The sequence below is a fragment of the Streptosporangium sp. NPDC049248 genome (assembly GCF_040678965.1).
Lineage (GTDB): Bacteria > Actinomycetota > Actinomycetes > Streptosporangiales > Streptosporangiaceae > Streptosporangium > Streptosporangium fukuiense.
The window spans coordinates 112169-128120 of the sequence record NZ_JBFAQY010000026.1 but is presented as its reverse complement, the minus strand read 5'-3'; the positions used below and the strand labels follow the sequence as shown (position 1 = coordinate 128120).

18 protein-coding genes are annotated in these 15952 nt (G+C 69.6%); 13 read left to right on the top strand and 5 right to left on the bottom strand.

All coding sequences use genetic code 11. The annotated features are described in order from the left end of the window. Positions 1-61: 61 nt before the first annotated feature. The 5 genes from AB0K21_RS34475 to AB0K21_RS34455 all read left to right on the top strand — a co-directional run bounded on the left by AB0K21_RS34475 (position 62) and on the right by AB0K21_RS34455 (position 3974). Positions 62-415 carry a YbaB/EbfC family nucleoid-associated protein gene (locus tag AB0K21_RS34475; RefSeq protein WP_343971709.1) on the top strand — a complete coding sequence of 118 codons (354 nt, stop codon included), beginning with the start codon at positions 62-64 and terminating at the stop codon, positions 413-415. Positions 416-418: 3 nt separating this feature from the next. After that, positions 419-1018 carry a recombination mediator RecR gene (gene recR, locus AB0K21_RS34470; protein WP_030919803.1) on the top strand — a complete coding sequence of 200 codons (600 nt, stop codon included), beginning with the start codon at positions 419-421 and terminating at the stop codon, positions 1016-1018. After that, positions 1011-1544: a DUF5063 domain-containing protein gene (locus tag AB0K21_RS34465; protein WP_030919805.1), complete on the top strand. Its 534-nt coding sequence runs from the start codon at positions 1011-1013 to the stop codon at positions 1542-1544. The genes recR and AB0K21_RS34465 overlap by 8 nt, the downstream gene beginning before the upstream one ends. Positions 1545-1635: 91 nt before the next feature. Beyond that, on the top strand, positions 1636-2910 hold the full coding sequence (locus AB0K21_RS34460; protein ID WP_030919807.1) for an aspartate kinase: 1275 nt from the start codon (positions 1636-1638) through the stop codon (positions 2908-2910). Then, positions 2907-3974: an aspartate-semialdehyde dehydrogenase gene (locus AB0K21_RS34455; protein WP_343971702.1), complete on the top strand. Its 1068-nt coding sequence runs from the start codon at positions 2907-2909 to the stop codon at positions 3972-3974. Before AB0K21_RS34460 ends, AB0K21_RS34455 begins: the two co-directional genes overlap by 4 nt. A 102-nt stretch (positions 3975-4076) precedes the next feature. Here AB0K21_RS34455 and AB0K21_RS34450 read toward each other — a convergent pair whose 3' ends face one another. After that, entirely contained in the window at positions 4077-5000 is a 924-nt protein-coding gene (locus AB0K21_RS34450) for a hypothetical protein (RefSeq protein ID WP_343971699.1), read from the bottom strand. Positions 5001-5473: 473 nt separating this feature from the next. Between AB0K21_RS34450 and AB0K21_RS34445 the strand changes: the two genes are divergently transcribed. Together AB0K21_RS34445 and AB0K21_RS34440 are read left to right on the top strand one after the other, a co-directional pair. Beyond that, positions 5474-6094 (top strand): TetR family transcriptional regulator, encoded by a 621-nt coding sequence (locus AB0K21_RS34445; protein WP_343971696.1) that lies wholly within the window; start codon positions 5474-5476, stop codon positions 6092-6094. Between the two features lie 81 nt (positions 6095-6175). Continuing rightward, positions 6176-6946, top strand: a complete 771-nt coding sequence (locus AB0K21_RS34440) for a hypothetical protein (RefSeq protein WP_343971693.1) — start codon at positions 6176-6178, stop codon at positions 6944-6946. 74 nt (positions 6947-7020) lie between these two features. Here AB0K21_RS34440 and AB0K21_RS34435 read toward each other — a convergent pair whose 3' ends face one another. Further along, positions 7021-7818, bottom strand: a complete 798-nt coding sequence (locus AB0K21_RS34435; protein ID WP_343971689.1) for a hypothetical protein — start codon at positions 7816-7818, stop codon at positions 7021-7023. Between the two features lie 196 nt (positions 7819-8014). Here AB0K21_RS34435 and AB0K21_RS34430 point away from each other — a divergent pair, with 196 nt between their 5' ends. The 3 genes from AB0K21_RS34430 to AB0K21_RS34420 all read left to right on the top strand — a co-directional run bounded on the left by AB0K21_RS34430 (position 8015) and on the right by AB0K21_RS34420 (position 10897). Next, positions 8015-8983, top strand: a complete 969-nt coding sequence (locus AB0K21_RS34430; RefSeq protein ID WP_364155842.1) for an LLM class F420-dependent oxidoreductase — start codon at positions 8015-8017, stop codon at positions 8981-8983. A 3-nt stretch (positions 8984-8986) separates the two neighbouring features. Next, entirely contained in the window at positions 8987-10402 is a 1416-nt protein-coding gene (locus tag AB0K21_RS34425) for an amidase (protein ID WP_343971683.1), read from the top strand. Positions 10403-10558: 156 nt separating this feature from the next. Beyond that, positions 10559-10897, top strand: a complete 339-nt coding sequence (locus tag AB0K21_RS34420) for a YkvA family protein (RefSeq protein WP_343971680.1) — start codon at positions 10559-10561, stop codon at positions 10895-10897. Here the strand turns inward: AB0K21_RS34420 and AB0K21_RS34415 are convergent. Further along, positions 10878-12074 carry an amidohydrolase family protein gene (locus tag AB0K21_RS34415; protein ID WP_343971677.1) on the bottom strand — a complete coding sequence of 399 codons (1197 nt, stop codon included), beginning with the start codon at positions 12072-12074 and terminating at the stop codon, positions 10878-10880. The two genes, AB0K21_RS34420 and AB0K21_RS34415, sit on opposite strands and share 20 nt — an antisense overlap. A 190-nt stretch (positions 12075-12264) precedes the next feature. Here AB0K21_RS34415 and AB0K21_RS34410 point away from each other — a divergent pair, with 190 nt between their 5' ends. Continuing rightward, a complete protein-coding gene (locus AB0K21_RS34410) occupies positions 12265-12921 on the top strand; it encodes a hypothetical protein (protein WP_364155839.1) in 657 nt (218 codons plus the stop codon). Between the two features lie 105 nt (positions 12922-13026). On the opposite strand, the gene AB0K21_RS34405 is transcribed toward AB0K21_RS34410, so the two are convergent. Continuing rightward, the gene (locus AB0K21_RS34405) at positions 13027-13884 is read right to left on the bottom strand and encodes an SURF1 family protein (protein WP_364155837.1); all 858 of its coding nucleotides are present in this window, start codon (positions 13882-13884) and stop codon (positions 13027-13029) included. Between the two features lie 206 nt (positions 13885-14090). On the opposite strand from AB0K21_RS34405, the gene AB0K21_RS34400 reads away from it, so the two are divergent. Beyond that, the gene (locus AB0K21_RS34400) at positions 14091-14744 is read left to right on the top strand and encodes a VC0807 family protein (protein ID WP_343971670.1); all 654 of its coding nucleotides are present in this window, start codon (positions 14091-14093) and stop codon (positions 14742-14744) included. Here the strand turns inward: AB0K21_RS34400 and AB0K21_RS34395 are convergent. Next, positions 14692-15216, bottom strand: coding sequence for a helix-turn-helix domain-containing protein (locus AB0K21_RS34395; RefSeq protein ID WP_343971668.1), 525 nt, complete (start codon positions 15214-15216; stop codon positions 14692-14694). The genes AB0K21_RS34400 and AB0K21_RS34395 overlap by 53 nt on opposite strands. 142 nt (positions 15217-15358) lie before the next feature. Here AB0K21_RS34395 and AB0K21_RS34390 point away from each other — a divergent pair, with 142 nt between their 5' ends. Beyond that, on the top strand, positions 15359-15844 hold the full coding sequence (locus tag AB0K21_RS34390) for a GNAT family N-acetyltransferase (protein WP_343971665.1): 486 nt from the start codon (positions 15359-15361) through the stop codon (positions 15842-15844). Positions 15845-15952: the final 108 nt, after the last annotated feature.

The window sequence follows — 15952 nt, the reverse complement described above, 5'->3', positions numbered from 1 at the left end:
ACCCGGCTCAGAACCCGTAGGCTCGTGACGACCGATGTCGCGAATGAGGAGCACAACGACGGTGAACCCAGGGGATGTCAACCTGCAGCAGCTGCTGGAGCAGGCTCAGCTCATGCAGCAGCAGCTTGTGAGCGCCCAGCAGGAGCTGAACGACGCGGAGGTCCAGGGCTCCGCGGGCGGCGGCCTGGTCGTGGCCACGGTCAACGGCGGGGGCGAGCTGCTCGAACTAGAGATCAGCGCCGAGGCCATCGACCCCGGTGATCCCCAGGAGACGGCGGACACCGTCGCCGACCTGGTCATCGCGGCCATCCGCGACGCCGTGCGCGCCGCGGCCGACCTGCAGCAGGAGAAGCTCGGTCCCCTCGCACAGGGGCTGGGGGGCGGGGGCGGGCTCGGCCAGCTTCCCGGGTTCTAGGTCATGTACGAAGGGGTCGTCCAGAACCTGATCGACGAGTTGGGGATGCTCCCCGGCGTCGGTCCCAAGAGCGCGCAACGCATCGCGTTCCACCTGCTGGCCGCGGAGCCGGCCGACGTGAAACGGCTCGCGCACGCTCTGCTGGAGGTCAAGGAGAAGGTCCGCTTCTGTCGGGTCTGTGGCAACGTCGCCGCGGAGGAGGAGTGCCGGATCTGCCGTGACGCCAGGCGCGATCCCCACGTGATCTGCGTCGTCGAGGAGTCGAAGGACGTCGTGGCCATCGAGAAGACCCGCGAGTTCCGAGGCCGCTACCACGTGCTGGGCGGGGCGATCAGCCCGATCGACGGTGTCGGCCCCGACGACCTGCGCATCAGAGAGCTCATGACCCGCCTGGCGGACGGCCAGGTCACCGAGCTGATCCTCGCCACCGACCCCAACCTTGAGGGGGAGGCGACGGCGACCTATCTCGCCCGTCTGGTCAAGCCGATGGGACTGAAAGTGACACGACTGGCCAGCGGTCTGCCGGTAGGCGGTGACCTCGAGTACGCGGACGAGGTCACCTTGGGCCGCGCGTTCGAGGGAAGGAGGCTCCTTGATGTCTGATGACGCATGGAGTGCTCTCGCGGAGCGGATCGCGGAGCACGCGAAGAACTACATCGACGGCCTGACCCGCCTGGCGGGCGGCGAGGGCGGCGACGCCATCCTGCCCCTGCTGCTGGTGGAGGTCGCGCAGGTCAGCTCGGCCGGCGCGCAGCTCGGCGCGAGTCAGGACGTGATCCTGTCCGGCAACTGGGAACCGCATCTGGGGGAGGACCCGGACGTCGACGCCGTCCGAACGGCTCTGGCCGAGCGGCTGGGGCCGGTCGACGACTACGCCGAGGTCTTCGACCCCTACAAGGACACCGTGGTCACCCCGTACCGTCTCTCCGACGACCTGACGGCGGTGGCCGCCGACCTCCTGCACGGTCTGCGGCACCACAGTGCGGGTCGCCCGCTGGAGGCTCTCTGGTGGTGGCAGTACTCCTATTTCAATACCTGGGGAAACCACGCCGGAGCGGCGATGCGGGCACTTCAGGCTCTTGTCGCCCATACCCGGCTTGATGTCGCCGAGGAGCGCACAACCGTGTGATCGTCCACATACTGAGCCACATCAGAAGGTCCCAGCTAGGGCGCCAGTAGACTGTGAACTCCACAGCCCTAGATTGCTTCGGAGACATCTCGTGGCGCTCGTTGTTCAGAAGTATGGTGGTTCGTCCGTCGCCGACGCGTCCTGCATCAAGCGGGTCGCTCAGCGGATCGTCGCGACGAAAAAAGCCGGCAACGACGTCGTGGTGATCGTTTCCGCCATGGGTGACACGACGGACGAACTGCTCGACCTCGCCCAGCAGGTCTCGCCGCTCCCGCCTGGCCGGGAGCTTGACATGCTGCTCACCTCGGGCGAGCGCATCTCGATGGCGCTGCTGGCGATGGCGATCGCCAACCTCGGCCAGGAGGCGCGTTCGTTCACCGGCTCCCAGGCCGGTGTGATCACTGACTCCTCGCACGGCCGCGCGCGCATCATCGACGTGACGCCCGGCCGGATACGCGGGGCGCTCGACAGCGGCCAGGTCGCGATCGTGGCCGGGTTCCAGGGCGTCTCCCAGGACACCAAGGACATCACCACGCTCGGCAGGGGCGGCTCGGACACCACGGCGGTCGCGCTCGCCGCCGCCTTGAACGCCGACGTGTGTGAGATCTACACCGACGTGGACGGCGTCTTCACCGCCGACCCCCGCATCGTCCCGACCGCCCGTAAGATTCCCAAGATCTCGTACGACGAGATGATGGAGATGGCGGCCTGCGGTGCGAAGATCCTGCACCTGCGCTGCGTTGAGTACGCTCGCCGTTTCGGCCTGCCGATCCACGTCAGAAGCTCGTTCAGCACCAAGGAAGGCACGTGGGTCGTATCCGACCCCGACAGCGAAGGAACAGAGATGGAGCAGCCGATCATCTCCGGCGTCGCGCACGACCGGAGCGAGGCCAAGATCACCGTTGTCGGGGTGCCCGACAAGGTCGGCGAGGCTGCGACGATCTTCAAAACACTCGCCGACGCCGAGGTCAACATCGACATGATCGTGCAGAACGTGTCGGCGGCGACGACCGGCCGGACCGACATCTCCTTCACGCTGCCCACGAGTGACGCCTCCGTGGCGCTCACCGCGCTGAAGAAGATCCAGGAGCGCATCGGCTTCGAGTCGCTGCTCTTCGACGACCAGATCGGCAAGGTCTCGCTGATCGGAGCGGGCATGCGCTCGCACCCCGGCGTCACCGCGACGTTCTTCGCCGCTCTCGCCGACGCGGGGGTGAACATCGAGATGATCTCCACCTCGGAGATCCGTATCTCGGTGATCGTCGGACAGGACGAGGTGGACACGGCGGTCAGCGCCGCGCACCGCGCGTTCGATCTCGACGCCGACCAGGTCGAAGCCGTTATCTATGGAGGTACCGGGCGATGAGCCGCAAGCCCACTCTTGCCCTGATCGGCGCGACCGGTGCCGTCGGCACCGTGATGCGCGACATCATCTCCGGCCGCGAGAATGTCTACGGAGACATCAAGCTCGTCGCGTCCGCCCGCTCGGCGGGCAAGGTCCTGAGGGTCCGCGGTGAGGACCTCGTCGTCCAGGAGCTGACTCCCGAGGTCTTCGAGGGCGTCGACATCGCGATCTTCGACGTGCCGGACGAGGTCTCCGCGACGTGGGTGCCGATCGCCGCCGAGCGCGGTGCCGTCGTCATCGACAAGTCGGGCACCTTCCGGATGAACCCCGAGGTCCCGCTGGTCGTGCCGGAGGTCAACCCCGAGGCCGCGCGCGAGCGGCCGCTGGGAATCATCTCCACCCCCAACTGCACGACCCTGTCGATGATGGCCGCGATGGGTGCCCTCCACGAGGAGTACGGCCTGCGTGAGCTGGTGGTCGCCTCCTACCAGGCGGTCTCCGGCGCGGGTGTGGCGGGCTCGGCCCGCCTCTACGACGAGGTCGAGGCCCTGGCGGGCGACCGTACGGTCGGGCAGACCGCCGGCGACGTGCGCAAGGTCCTGCAGAACAAGCTCTCCGGCGCCGAGTCGCCCTTCCCGGCACCGGTGGCGTTCAACGTGGTGCCGTGGGCGGGCTCGCTCAAGGACGGCGGCTGGGCCTCCGAGGAGATCAAGCTCCGCAACGAGTCGCGGAAGATCCTTGGGATCCACGACCTGAAGGTCTCGGCGACCTGCGTCCGCGTCCCAGTGATCACCACCCACTCACTGGCCGTGCACGCGACCTTCGAGCGTGAGATCACCGTCGCCGACGCCCATCGGATTCTGGAGGCCGCTCCGACCGTGGTCGTCATGGACGACCCGGCCAACGGCGTCTTCCCGACCCCGGCGGACGTCGTCGGAACCGACCCCACCTACGTGGGCCGAATCCGTCAGGCGCTCGACTTCCCCAACACCCTCGACCTGTTCGTCTGTGGCGACAATCTCCGCAAGGGCGCTGCCCTGAACGCGGCGGAGATCGCCGAGCTGGTCGCGGCCGAATTCGGGTGACCTCCCCGGTCGTGCGGCGGCATCGGATGTCGCCGCACGACCCTCGCGGTTCCGCGGCACTGGTGTGAACGGCGAACACCGGAGCCGGCGGAATCCCGTGAGTCAGCGGAAGAGGATGTCCCAGTGGTCCGCCTCGCGGGCGAAGAGGGTGCCCGAGGTCGCCGATTCGCCGTACAGGGGGGCTCCGTCGCCTCGTATGCCCTGTGGCGGATAGTTCTTCGTGATGTAGCGGTTGATGCATGTGTTGGGCTTGATGTCCAGCTTGTAGCCCATGTAGTGGCTGTAGGGGCCCGGGGCATGGCCCACCTCGGTGCCGCCGGTGATGACCAGGGGACAACCGCTGCGGCGCTTCAGCTCGATCACGTCGGAGACGGTGGCGGCCCGGACCGCCTGCAGCGAGGTGCAGTGCCGTCCTTGGCGGTTCGCGCATTTACCCGAGGAACTCCAGGTCAGGCCCGCCGCCCGCAGGCGCTGTCTGGCGTCCGCCTGCGCCAGCCGCACCGGCTGGCGCTGCTTGGCCCGCTGCGCCTGAGGGGGGTGGGCCTCGGTCGCCTTCTCGGGGACGGAGGGCGCCTGCTCCGCGAAGGTTTCGGGGCGGGACCGCGGCTGGAAGGCCCGGGTCTCCCGGGGGCTCTGGGGGATCAGGAGGGCCGCCTGTTCCGATGGCGCGTCCGCGGCGGCGGTGTCCCGCGTTCGCGCCGCGGTTTCGAGGATCAGGAGGGCCGCCTGTTCCGGTGGTGTGCCCGCCGGGGTGGCGGCCCGTGTCCGTCCCGTGGTCTCGGGGATCAGGGGGGCCGCCTGTTCGGGGGGTGTGCCCGCGGTGGCGATGTCCCTCACCCGGTGGACGGTCCGGCGGTGCAGCCCGGCGGTTTCCAGGGTGCCGGTGTCGTACGTCCCGATGGTCGTGGACCGGCGTGCCTCCGCCGGGCCGGCCGTGATCGGCCGGCTCACGATCGTGACGGTGGCCGACGCGCGTCCGCTCTCCGCGGTCGCACTGTCGTCCCGGGCCGATGCGATGAAAGACATCTGCAGAGCGAGCAGTGCTCCGGCGGTAAACCGGGCAGCCCGCTGTCTACAGGGACGTGTCCCCATTATGTATCCCTTGTCGCGGGAGCCCTTCCGCCAAATGGATCAATCCCACTACCGAACCCGGATGATCCCTCCCGAAGAGTGAATTTTGCCCGGTAATGGGGATCATCGTGCGGCTCGATGACCTGCTGAGACAGCGGTCGCGCGGTGATCGGGTCGCTACCGCCGAAGGCGCACGGAGACGAGAGTCGTGTGGCGATGGTTGATATGAGTGGCGGGGGCAATGTGGCGCGCCTAGGGTCGTTGACTGGGGCTTCTCCCTGGTGACACGGGACGGATGATCTAGGGTTCGTCCAGTGGAGAGAGACCAGATGAGCCCGTTCTCCCAGCTCCAATCGATAGGTGACAGGTGCTCTATGGCCGAGCCGCCCCCGAGAAGCCGTGGATCAGACAGGACCCGTGAGGTCATCGTGGAGACGGCCCTGCGGCTTTTTCGCGAGCGAGGGTACGAGGCGACCACGATGCGGGCCATCGCCGCCGAGGCCGGGGTGTCGGTGGGCAACGCCTACTACTACTTCGCCTCGAAGGAGATCCTGGTCCAGGCCTATTACGACCGGGCCCAGGCCGAGCACGAGGCCGCGTGCGAGAAACTGCTGGCCACCGAACACCGGTTCGCCGCGCGGTTGGAGGGCGTGCTGCGGGAGTGGGTGCGGGTCTCCGAGCCCTACCACGAGTTCGCGGTGAAGTTCTTCAAGCACGCGGCCGAGCCGAGCAACCCGCTCAACCCGTTCAGCGCCGAGTCCTCGCCCTCCAGGGACGCGTCGATCGGGATCTACCGGCGGGTCGTGGAGGGATCCTCCGACCGGATGGACGCCGAGTTGCGGGCCGAACTGCCCGAACTGCTCTGGCTGATGTCGATGGGCGTCGTCCTGTTCTGGGTGCACGACGACTCTGAGGGATGTCGGCGGACATATCGGTTCATCGAGCTCACCGTGCCGCTGGTGGACCGGTTGGTGGGGCTCTCGCACCTGCCTGGCCTGCGCGGGGTCGCCCGTGACTTCATCGCGGGAGTCCATGAACTTCGCGAGTGAATACCGGCGGAACTCCAGGAATCATCGTGTCGATCTGATTACCCTGAGTGGTTGATTCGATGGCGGATTCAAGGGAGTCTCATGGGTTGGGTAGCCGTGCTGCTGGTGGTGCTGTCCGTCGCGATCCCGCTGATCGCGTTCCGTGTGCTGAGGAGGAAGGGGCGGGATGACGACGGGCACGGCTCGTCGTCCATCGACTTCTCCGCCAACCTCGCCCTCGCCGTCTACCTGCTGGTGCTGGCCTACGCCGCGGTTCTGTGCCGGGACGGACTCTGGACGACGGAGACGGACGTCCAGGCCGAGGCCGAGAGCCTCACCGAGATGTACTGGTCGGTGGCGCCCATCCCCGAGGCGGCGCCCGTCAGGACCCAGATCCGCCAGTACACCGCGCAGAGCATCGACCTCGACTGGCCGCTCATGGCCGACAGCGAGATGTCCCCGCTCCCCGGGCAGACCCTCGCTGACATGCGGGCCTCGGTGCTCCGGCTCCGGCCGATCGGCGACGCGGGCAAGAACCTCCAGCAGGACGCGCTCGACCGGGTCTCCGAGATCTCTCACGCCCGAACCGTAAGGGGTGACGACGCGGGCACCGGCCTGGAGAGCATCTTCGTGGTCTCGATGATCATTTCCGGGCTGCTGGTGATCGCGCTGCCCTGGACGCTCAGGGTGCGGCCCACCTTCCCGTCGATCGTCGCCGATCTGGTCCGGGTGGGCGTGGTGGTCATCGGGGTGTGTTTCATCATCCTGATCAGCCACCCGTTCAGCGGGCCGGGCGCCGTCGGGCCTGACGCGTTCAAGGCCGCGCAGCGGCAGTACGACCAGATCGACGGCCAGTTTCCCGCCCAGCCGTAGCCCGGCGCGTCCGGATCGAAAAGCCCGCCGGTGGTTCCCGGCGGGCTTCGCTGTCCGATCGGGGGCCGTCCGCGCTATCCGCGGCCCCGCTGGTTGAGGGCGGCGACCGCGGTGACCGAGATCACGCCGGTGAACATCACCAGAAGGACGAGCCTGCGGTCGGTGCCCTTGCGCCGCTCGGCGTAGCGGTCCGGCACCAGGCGTTGCCGCAGGAGGGGAGGAGCGCTGGGGCGCGTCACCGGTGCGGGCCGCGGGGGGCGGGTCCGGGACGGTGCCGGCGTGACAGCGGCCTTGGGAATGTAGGCGGGCGGGAGGGGGCGGGGTGGTGAGGGCGGGGCGGGCGTCGGCGACACCGGTTCGGGCTCGGGTGTCGGTTCGGGCTTGGGATCAGGTTTGGGTTCGGGAGCCGGCTCCGGTTCCGGCTTGACCGGAATTTCTGCCGGGTAGCCCGGTTTCTCCGGCGGTTTCTTCGGATGGTCCGGTTCGGGTTTCCCCTCGGAGGGAAACGCGACCGGGTCCCCGGGCTCCAGGCCCACCCGGGGAGGGGCTGTCGGGTAGTCGGGCTCGGCCTTCATCTCGGGTGGCGGCATGGCCGGATATCCGGGATACACCGGCTCCCGGCTCGCCTGGGAGCCGGTGGCCGAGTGGTCCGTCTCAGGTTCCGGGTGCGTTGAACGGCTGGAGGCCGAGATCGGCTCTCTGACGTGCCGGACGACCTGCGGGGCGGGCGGACCGGCACCGCCCGCCGTCGAGGTCGCCGAGAACGCCGAGAGCGAGGGCGCCACGGCCGGCGCGGGGGCCGCGATACAGGTCGCGAGGACCGCCGCGCCGAGCAGGCCCCGTCGTCTTTTCCTCCACCGATGCGTCGTCACGCAAAGTTTCTAACATCATGCGGAAAGTGATGGGAGGGTAAGTGGGGAGTCGACATAGATCATTACATCCGAGGCATACCGTCTGGTTGGTACAGTCGGCCTATTGACGACCCCCCGGCCGGGTGCGGCAAGCTACATCAGAACATCGTTCTAGGCAAAGTCCCGGGACGGCGACCGCTGACACGGAGGTGGCACGATGGCTACAGGCCCGCGCTGGGGTATGACGGTTCCCTTCTACGACCGCTCACTGGCCGGTTCCAAGGAGCTGATCGCCGAACTCCCCGGACTCGGCTACACCGACGCCTGGTCCGCCGAGGTCAACGGGGTCGACGGCTTCGTGCCCCTGGCGATGACCGCGGAATGGGCGCCGGAGCTGCGGCTCGGCAGCGCGATCGTCCCGGTCTCCACCCGGGGGCCCGGCCTGCTCGCCATGTCCGCCGCGACGCTCGCCAACCTGGCCCCCGAGCGCTTCGTCCTGGGCATCGGGGCCTCCTCCCCGGCCATCGTGGAGCGCTGGAACGCCGGAGCATTCGTCAAGCCGTTCGCCAGGACCAGGGACACCTTGCGCTTCCTGCGCAAGGCCCTCGCGGGAGAGAAGGTCACCGAGCGGTACGAGACGTTCGAGATCAAGGGTTTCAAGCTGGAGCGCGCCCCCAAGATCCCGCCGAAGATCGTGCTCGCCGCGCTCCGTCCCCGCATGCTGCACCTGGCCGCCGACGAGGCCGACGGCGCGATCACCAACTGGCTCTCCCCGCAGGACGTGCTGAAGGTCAGGGCCGAGGTCGGCGAGGAGACCGAACTGATCGCCCGGCTGTTCGTGTGCGTCAGCGAGGACGCGGAGAAGGCGCGCGAGCTCGGACGCTGGATGCTCGCCAGCTACCTGACGGTCCCGGTCTACGCGGCCTTCCACGACTGGCTGGGACGTGGGGAGACACTGCGGCCGATGCACGAGGCCTGGGCGGCCGGTGACCGGCAGGCGGCGCTCAAGGCCATTCCGGACGAGGTGGTGGACGACCTCATCGTGCACGGGGACGCCGCCACGTGCCGGGCCAGGATCCGGGAGTATGTGCGCAACGGCCTGAACACCCCGGTCCTCGCCCCCATCCCCGGCGGCGAGGTTCCGATCACGCAGGCCGTACGAGATCTGGCCCCCGCCGAGGAGTGACTCTTGCACGACCTGTTGGGTTTGGACGCGCTCGGACAGGCGCAGGCCGTATCGAAGGGAGAGGTCTCCCCGAGGGAACTCGCCGAGGCGGCGATCGCCCGGATCGAGGCGTGCGACGGCGCGATCAACGCGGTGGTGCACCGCAGGTTCGAGCGGGCGCTGGAGGAGGCGGACAAGGTCGAGCTCGACGCCCCCTTCGCGGGGGTGCCGACGCTGCTGAAGGACCTGGGCTGGGGCATGGCCGGTGAGCCGTACCGCGCGGGATCGCGCACCCTCGACGGGATCTCGGCGGAGCGCGACGGCTACGCGGTGACCAGGCTGCGCCGTGCGGGGTTCACCATCCTGGGCCGGACCAACACCCCGGAGTTCGGCACCGCGATCACCACCGAGCCGGTGGCGTTCGGTCCGACCCGTAACCCGTACGACCTCCGCTACAGCAGCGGCGGGTCGAGCGGAGGGTCCGCGGCGGCGGTGGCGGCGGGCATGGTCGCGGTGGCCACGGCCAGCGACGGCGGCGGATCGATCCGGATCCCGGCGAGCATGTGCGGGCTGGTCGGTCTGAAGCCCAGCAGGGGCAGGGTCAGCTCGGGGCCGTCGGCGGGCGAGCCCTGGGCGGGCTTCTCGGCCGCGGGCCTGCTCTGCCGTACGGTCAGGGACAGCGCGGCGACCCTCGACGTGGTCGCGGGGGCGATGCCGGGTGATCCGTACGGCGCGCCCGCCTGGCGGCGCCCGCTCGCCGAGGAGGTCGGAGCCGACCCCGGGCGGCTGCGGATCGGCTTCCTCACCGGACATCCGGACGGGACCGTCCCGCCGGAGGCGGACCTGGTGACCGCGGTCACCGGGGCCGCCGGGCTGCTGGCGGCGCTGGGACACGACGTCGAGCCGGGAGGGCCGCCCGCGCTCGCCGAGGACGGCTTCGCCGCGCACTTCGGCACCGTCGTCGCCGCCCACGTGGCCGCCGACCTGGAGGACATCGGGCGCTGGCGCGGCAGACCCGTGGAGCTGGACGAGCTGGAGACGCGCAACCGGATCCTGGGTGCGGCGGGTCGCGAGCTCGGTGCGGTCGGCTACCTGGCCTCGCGCGACTGGATCGACGGGTTCCGGCGGCGGATGGCCGCCTGGTGGAACTCCCACGACCTGCTGCTCATGCCGTCCCTGGGAGTGGCGCCCTTCCGCCTCGGCGAGCTGCCCGCGGACGATGTGAGCCTCTCACGGGGCCTGACCAACCAGGCGGTGGCGTTCACCTCGCCGATCAACGCCACCGGGCAGCCCGCGATCTCCCTGCCGCTGCACCGCACCGCGGACGGTCTGCCGGTAGGCGTGCAACTGGTCGCCGCGGCGGGACGGGAGGACCTGCTCATCCGGGTGGCCGCGCAGATCGAGGAGGAGCGGCCCTTCCGGCACACGGCGATGCGCTGACCCGATTTTCGGGGAAGGACGGACGGGAGCGGCGGCGGGGCATGATCGTCCCGGTCGCGGTCGGCGTTCGGGAACCGTATCGGAAAATCACGCGTTATATCGTGAAGTGGCGGGGTAGTACGCCACCAGGCGAACGTGCTTCCGAGAGGAATCCCCATGGCGAAGGCGGCGCGCGCGGCACAGGCGTGGAAGACGTACCGGAGTGTGTCGAAGCCGGGCTCGCCCGGTCTCGGCGCTCGCCTGCGCGCTCTTCCCAGGATGATCGGCGCGGTCATGCGCGGGCAGTACCCCGGTATGAGCAAGGGCAAGCTGGCCATGATGGGCCTTGGCGTGCTCTACATCATCTCGCCGGTCGACATCGTCCCCGACTTCCTGGTTCTCATCGGGGTGGCCGACGACTTCGGGGTCTTCCTGTGGCTGATGAGCTCCCTGCTCGGTGAGGGCGGACGCTACGTCGACTGGGAGCGTGACCGGGTCAGAGCTGTTCCATCCTGAGCCAGGCGCGGGAGGGCAGCGGGTGGCCGAACAGGCGGGCGGCGTTGCCGTAGGCCACCCGGGCGATGTCGGCGGGCGGCAGGCTGCCCAGGTTCGTCGCGATGGCCTGCTGGGTGTCGGGCCAGGTGGAGTCGGAGTGGGGGTAGCCGCTCTCCAGCAGCACGTGCTCCAGCCCGACGGCGAGCCGCACCCCGGACAGGGCGTGGTCGTTGAGCGTGCCGAAGAAGAAGTTTCTGCGCAGGACCTCGCTGGGCTTCAGGCCGCCCTCCCAGGAGGCCTCGCCGGCCACCGGGTGGTCGAGCGCGTAGTCGGCCCGCTCGGCGAGCATCGGCAGCCAGCCCACGCCCCCCTCCACGATGAGGATCCGCAGCGCGGGGAAGCGCAGCGGGATGCCCGACCAGAGCCAGTCGGCACAGGCGAACATGGCGCTCGTCGGCATCAGCGTGGTGATCGCCTCGATCGGGGTGTCCGGTGAGGGGACGGGGGCCCAGGAACCGGCGCCGGCGTTCAGGCAGACGACCGTGCCCGTCTCCTCGCACGCCTGGAAGAACGGGTCCCAGTGGTCGCTGTGGATGGACGGCAGACGTAGCCGGGTGGGGAACTCGGGAAAGAGCACCGCCTTGAAGCCGCGCGCCGCGTTGTCGCGGATCTCCTTGGCGGCGATCTCGGGGTCGGTCAGCCAGGGCAGCTGCAGGGCGATGATCCGCTCCGGATAGGTGCCCGCCCAGACGTCCACGTGCCAGTCGTTCCACGCGCGCAGGATCGCCAGACCGAGCTCCTGGTCGCGGGTCTTGGCGAAGACCATGCCCGACTGCCCGGCCAGCATGCCGGGGAAGCAGAGCGCGGCCCAGACGCCGGCGCGGTCCATGTCCTCGATCCGGGCCTCGATGTCGTGGCAGCCGGGACGCATGTGCTCGAACCGCACCGGGTCGAGCGTCCACTGCTCGCGGGGCAGACCGGCGCCCACGTCGAGCCCGGCGCAGGGGTAGGTGGCACCGCCGTAGCGCCAGACCTGGTGACCCGAATCGGTCTCGACCACCTTTGGAGCCAGCTCGGCGTACTTCTCCGGCAGCCGGTCGTCGAACATGTCGGGCGGCTCGATCAGGTGGTCGTCGGCTGAAATGATCACATAGTCCCGCCGCCTGGGCTCGGGGTCGGGGAGCAGCGGCGTAGTCACACGGTCAACCGTATGACGCTGGAATAACACTGTTCAAGCCGCAAGGTCTCCGGTTGGTATCTCTGTCTCCCAGGACGTCTCTTACAGGCGCCCTACGGGGCCACCGGCTAGCCTGTCTGGCGGTGGATCTCGCGTGACGGGGGCAGAGATGCGAGTGGTGGTTCCGGCGCGGGGCGACATACCGTATGTCGTGCGTCTGGCGCTGCTGTTCGTGCTCGCGATCTCCACGGTGGTCGTCCATTTCAACCAGGCGCCACCTCTGCGGCCCGCCGCGGAGCTCATCTCGGACCTGCGGGCCGGCGGGGTGACCAAGGTCGTCTACGACCGCAACTGGCCCGCCTACGGCACGCTGACGTGGTCGCACGGGCCGCTCTCCTGGAACCAGGCCCGCTTCGACCAGCCCGACGACGTCTGGGACCCGGAGACCACCCGGCTGGTCCCCGAGGCTCTTGAGCGGCGCCAGGGGGCCTTCCTGGCCCAGGTACGCGCCGCGGCCGACCCCGGCGTGGAGATCGTGCGCACCGAGGGCTTCGGCGGCCCGATCGGCGGCTCGGTGGGCTCGCCCGCCTACGGGCGCTGGTGGGCACCCTTCGGCCCGGTGGCGGTGGTGGCGGAGGTGCTGGCCTGGCTGCTCATGCTGACCCGGCCGAACCCCCGCTACGCCAGCCGCTGGGCGTGGTTCTGGATGTTCCTCACCGGCGGCTCGCTGTTCTACGTACTGCTGGAGCCCCGCCCACTATGGCGCGGACCGTACGAAGTGCTGCCCGCACCGGCCAGAATCGACGGCACGCGGGGGTTCGCGATCGCGGTGGCGCTCCTTTTCGGCATGGCCATGGTCAACGCATGACCATGAGGTAGTGATGGGGCATGGTTCCCGAAGGGGGGCGAAGTCCGTCGTGGCCGGCGGATCCTCGGGCCGATCATCCGGACGGCGCTCCTGCTCGTCCTGATCTCAGGTGCCGGCCCGCTCCGCCGGCGCGGTCTGTTCCGCCGGTGCGGGCCGCCCGGGACCGTCCGGGAGTTCGTCGGGTTCGCCGGACTCCGGACCGCCGGTCGCGGCCGCGGCCCTGAGGTCGGCGGCCTCCCTGCGGATCAGCAGCACCCAGCCGCCGATCGCGACCCCGATGAACAGCCACCACTGCACGCCGTACGCCAGGTTGAGCCCGCCTCCCCCGCCGACGTCCGGTGCCGGGACGGGATCCGGCGCGGCGGCGGCCGCGGGCGACTGCTCGGTCAACTCGACGTACCCGCCGAGAAGCCGGTACGGCAGGCGGCCGCCGATCGCCTCGGTGTTGATCAGCAGGACCTGGCCCGTGGGCAGGCCCGCTCGGTCCCGGATGCCCGAGGTCTCCTCGGTCTCGGTGGGCCGTAGCCTGCCGGTGACAGTTACCTCACCTGAGGACGGGGCGGGGACCTCGGGGAGGGCGTCGGCCGTGGCACCCGCCTTGACCCAGCCCCGGTTCACCAGCACGCCGGTGCCCTTCGGGGAGATCAACGGGGTCAGCACGTAGAAGCCGACCACCTTGTTCTGGACGCGGCGCCTGACCAGGAGCTGGGCATCCGCGTCGTACCTGCCGCGGACCGTGACGGGGCGGTATTTGTCCTGCACGGAGACGGTGCCGCCGGGCGAGGTCAGCTCTTCCACGGCGACGGGGGTGGCGGCGAGGTTGCGCGTGATCTGGTCGCTGCTGGTGGATCTTTCCGTGAAACGCCCGAACTGCCACTGGCCCAGCAGCACGAAAGCGGGGATGACCAGCAACACCACCACGTGCAGGGCCAGCCATCGGGGAGTCAGCAGAAACCGGTACACGCTCTCAAGAGTAGGCATCGGGAGCGTCGCCCCGTCCTCCGAGTGCGCTTTTGGGAGTGGCGGAGGGTGCCCGCGGGCGTAGTAAGGTGCCCGGAACCGCGCGATCGTCGGATGTCATGGAAAATTCCATGGACACTCCGGACATCGCATATGGTCGGCTGAAATATCCCCCCGGGACGTTCCACCACCCTCGGAGCCTGCTCCTGATGACTGTGCTCATGCCCGCTCCCACGGCTCCGATCGCACTCCCCCGTCTCGGCGCTCTGCTGCGGCATGCCGCCCCCAGGGTGTTCGAGAGCATGATGCTTCCCGTTCTCGTCTTCTACGTCGCGCTGATCTTCACCAACTCGCACGTCGCGCTCGCGGTGGCGGCGCTCTGGGTCTACGGCGGGGTCGCCTGGCGGCTGGTCAGGCGGAGCGAGGCACCCGGCACGCTCATGCTGGCGGCGGGCACGATCACCGTCAGGGTGGTGCTGACCGTGGCGACGGGCAACCCCATCGTGTTCTTCCTCCAGCCCTGCCTCGGGGTGTTCTGCGTGAGCATGGGTTTCCTGCTCACCGCGCCGTTGCGGCGGCCGCTGATCCGGCGGGTGGTGGCCGATCTCGTGCCGTTGCCCGACCAGGTGACCGAGCACCCGCGGATGCGCCGGTTCTTCGTGTCGCAGTCGGTGCTGTGGGGTTGCGCGCAACTGCTGAACGCGGCGCTGAGCCTGTGGCTGCTGCTCAGCCAGACTCTGGAGACCTACCTTCTGGTGCGCACCTCGGCGGTGGCGGTGCTGCTCGGCGGTGTGGCACTGATCTCGGTGCTCAGCCTCCGGCACTGCCTGCGGGGCCTGGAGACGCGAGGGCCGGAGGGCTGAGGCGCATGCCGGGTCCGGGAAGCGCGGTGACCTCTCTCGGGCCGGACACCTCGTGCCCCTCGGCGCAGCGGAAGTGCTGCTCGATCGGAGCGCCGCAGCCGCGGTGGGTGAGGAGTGTCGGCGGCCCCTCGTGGTCGCTGAGATACCTGTCGCCCCACTGCATCAGGGCCACCAGGGTCGGATAGAGGTCGAGGCCCATCTGGGTCAGCCGGTATTCGTCGCGCTGCCGCTGCCCGGGTTCGCGGTAGGGCACCTTGCGCAGCAGTCCCTCCTCCACGAGACGGGCCAGCCTGGCGCTGAGCACCTGCCTGGGGGCTCCCGTGGCGGCCTGCATGTCGGCGAAACGCCGTACCCCGCTGAACGCCTCGCGCAGCACCAGGAACGTCCACTTCTCGCCGACGACGCCGAGGGCGCGCTCGATGGAACAGTTCTCCAGCCGCAGGGGCAGGTTGCCGGGAGCCGCCTCACTCATGTGCGAATCGTAAGTCGCCATGACGCCACCTCCAACGTTCGCCTAAGTCTACTTGACATACTCAGCCCTCTCGCGAGAATCTGAGTCCATGATGCGAACTCAGCTTGCGCCGCCGTGCCCGGCCCCGGCGTCACCCGTGCCCATGGGCGTCGTGCCCGGGGAGGCGATCGAGATCCGGCCCGCGCGGCCGGATGACGAGGAGCAGGTCCGTCGCTTCCTCGGGGGGCTGTCGTCCCGGACGCGGACACGGCGGTTCTTCAGCGGGGTGAGCCGTCCCGGCGCGGGCTTCGTCAGGGCGCTCCTCGCGGTGGACGAACGGTGCGACGCGCTGCTCGCGGTCCACGAGGGCCTCGTCGTCGGGCACGCGATGAGCCACCGGAGAGAGGGGGAGGCGGTCGACATCGAGATCGCCGTGGTGGTGGGCGACGAGTGGCAGGGAGTGGGGCTCGGCTCCCGGCTCGTCCGCACGCTGATGCGCCGCGCGGCGGCCCGGGGAGCCGGGACGGTGGGGATGGACGTGCTCGGAGACAACCGCACGGTACTGGCGATGATCCGCAAGATGTGGCCCGAGGCGACCATGCGCGCCTCCTGCGGCGCGGTGGAGGTGACCGCGAGAATCCTGCGCTGAGCGAGCTCCGCGCCGGGGCGCGGGCGTGTGGGCTGGGCCTCGGGGGTGTGGCGCGGTATCGAGATCAAGGCGGTAGGATCGGCGTGGCCCAAGCCGTTTCCCGCACAG

What these genes read in the sequence shown, in the direction of transcription:
- recR (WP_030919803.1), top strand. Translation starts at nt 419, where the DNA reads ATGTACGAAGGGGTCGTCCAGAACCTGATCGACGAGTTGGGGATGCTC.
- AB0K21_RS34465 (WP_030919805.1), top strand. Translation starts at nt 1,011, where the DNA reads ATGTCTGATGACGCATGGAGTGCTCTCGCGGAGCGGATCGCGGAGCAC.
- AB0K21_RS34455 (WP_343971702.1), top strand. Translation starts at nt 2,907, where the DNA reads ATGAGCCGCAAGCCCACTCTTGCCCTGATCGGCGCGACCGGTGCCGTC.
- AB0K21_RS34450 (WP_343971699.1), bottom strand. Translation starts at nt 5,000, where the DNA reads ATGTCTTTCATCGCATCGGCCCGGGACGACAGTGCGACCGCGGAGAGC.
- AB0K21_RS34440 (WP_343971693.1), top strand. Translation starts at nt 6,176, where the DNA reads ATGGGTTGGGTAGCCGTGCTGCTGGTGGTGCTGTCCGTCGCGATCCCG.
- AB0K21_RS34430 (WP_364155842.1), top strand. Translation starts at nt 8,015, where the DNA reads ATGGCTACAGGCCCGCGCTGGGGTATGACGGTTCCCTTCTACGACCGC.
- AB0K21_RS34420 (WP_343971680.1), top strand. Translation starts at nt 10,559, where the DNA reads ATGGCGAAGGCGGCGCGCGCGGCACAGGCGTGGAAGACGTACCGGAGT.
- AB0K21_RS34400 (WP_343971670.1), top strand. Translation starts at nt 14,091, where the DNA reads ATGACTGTGCTCATGCCCGCTCCCACGGCTCCGATCGCACTCCCCCGT.
- AB0K21_RS34395 (WP_343971668.1), bottom strand. Translation starts at nt 15,216, where the DNA reads ATGAGTGAGGCGGCTCCCGGCAACCTGCCCCTGCGGCTGGAGAACTGT.
- AB0K21_RS34390 (WP_343971665.1), top strand. Translation starts at nt 15,359, where the DNA reads ATGGGCGTCGTGCCCGGGGAGGCGATCGAGATCCGGCCCGCGCGGCCG.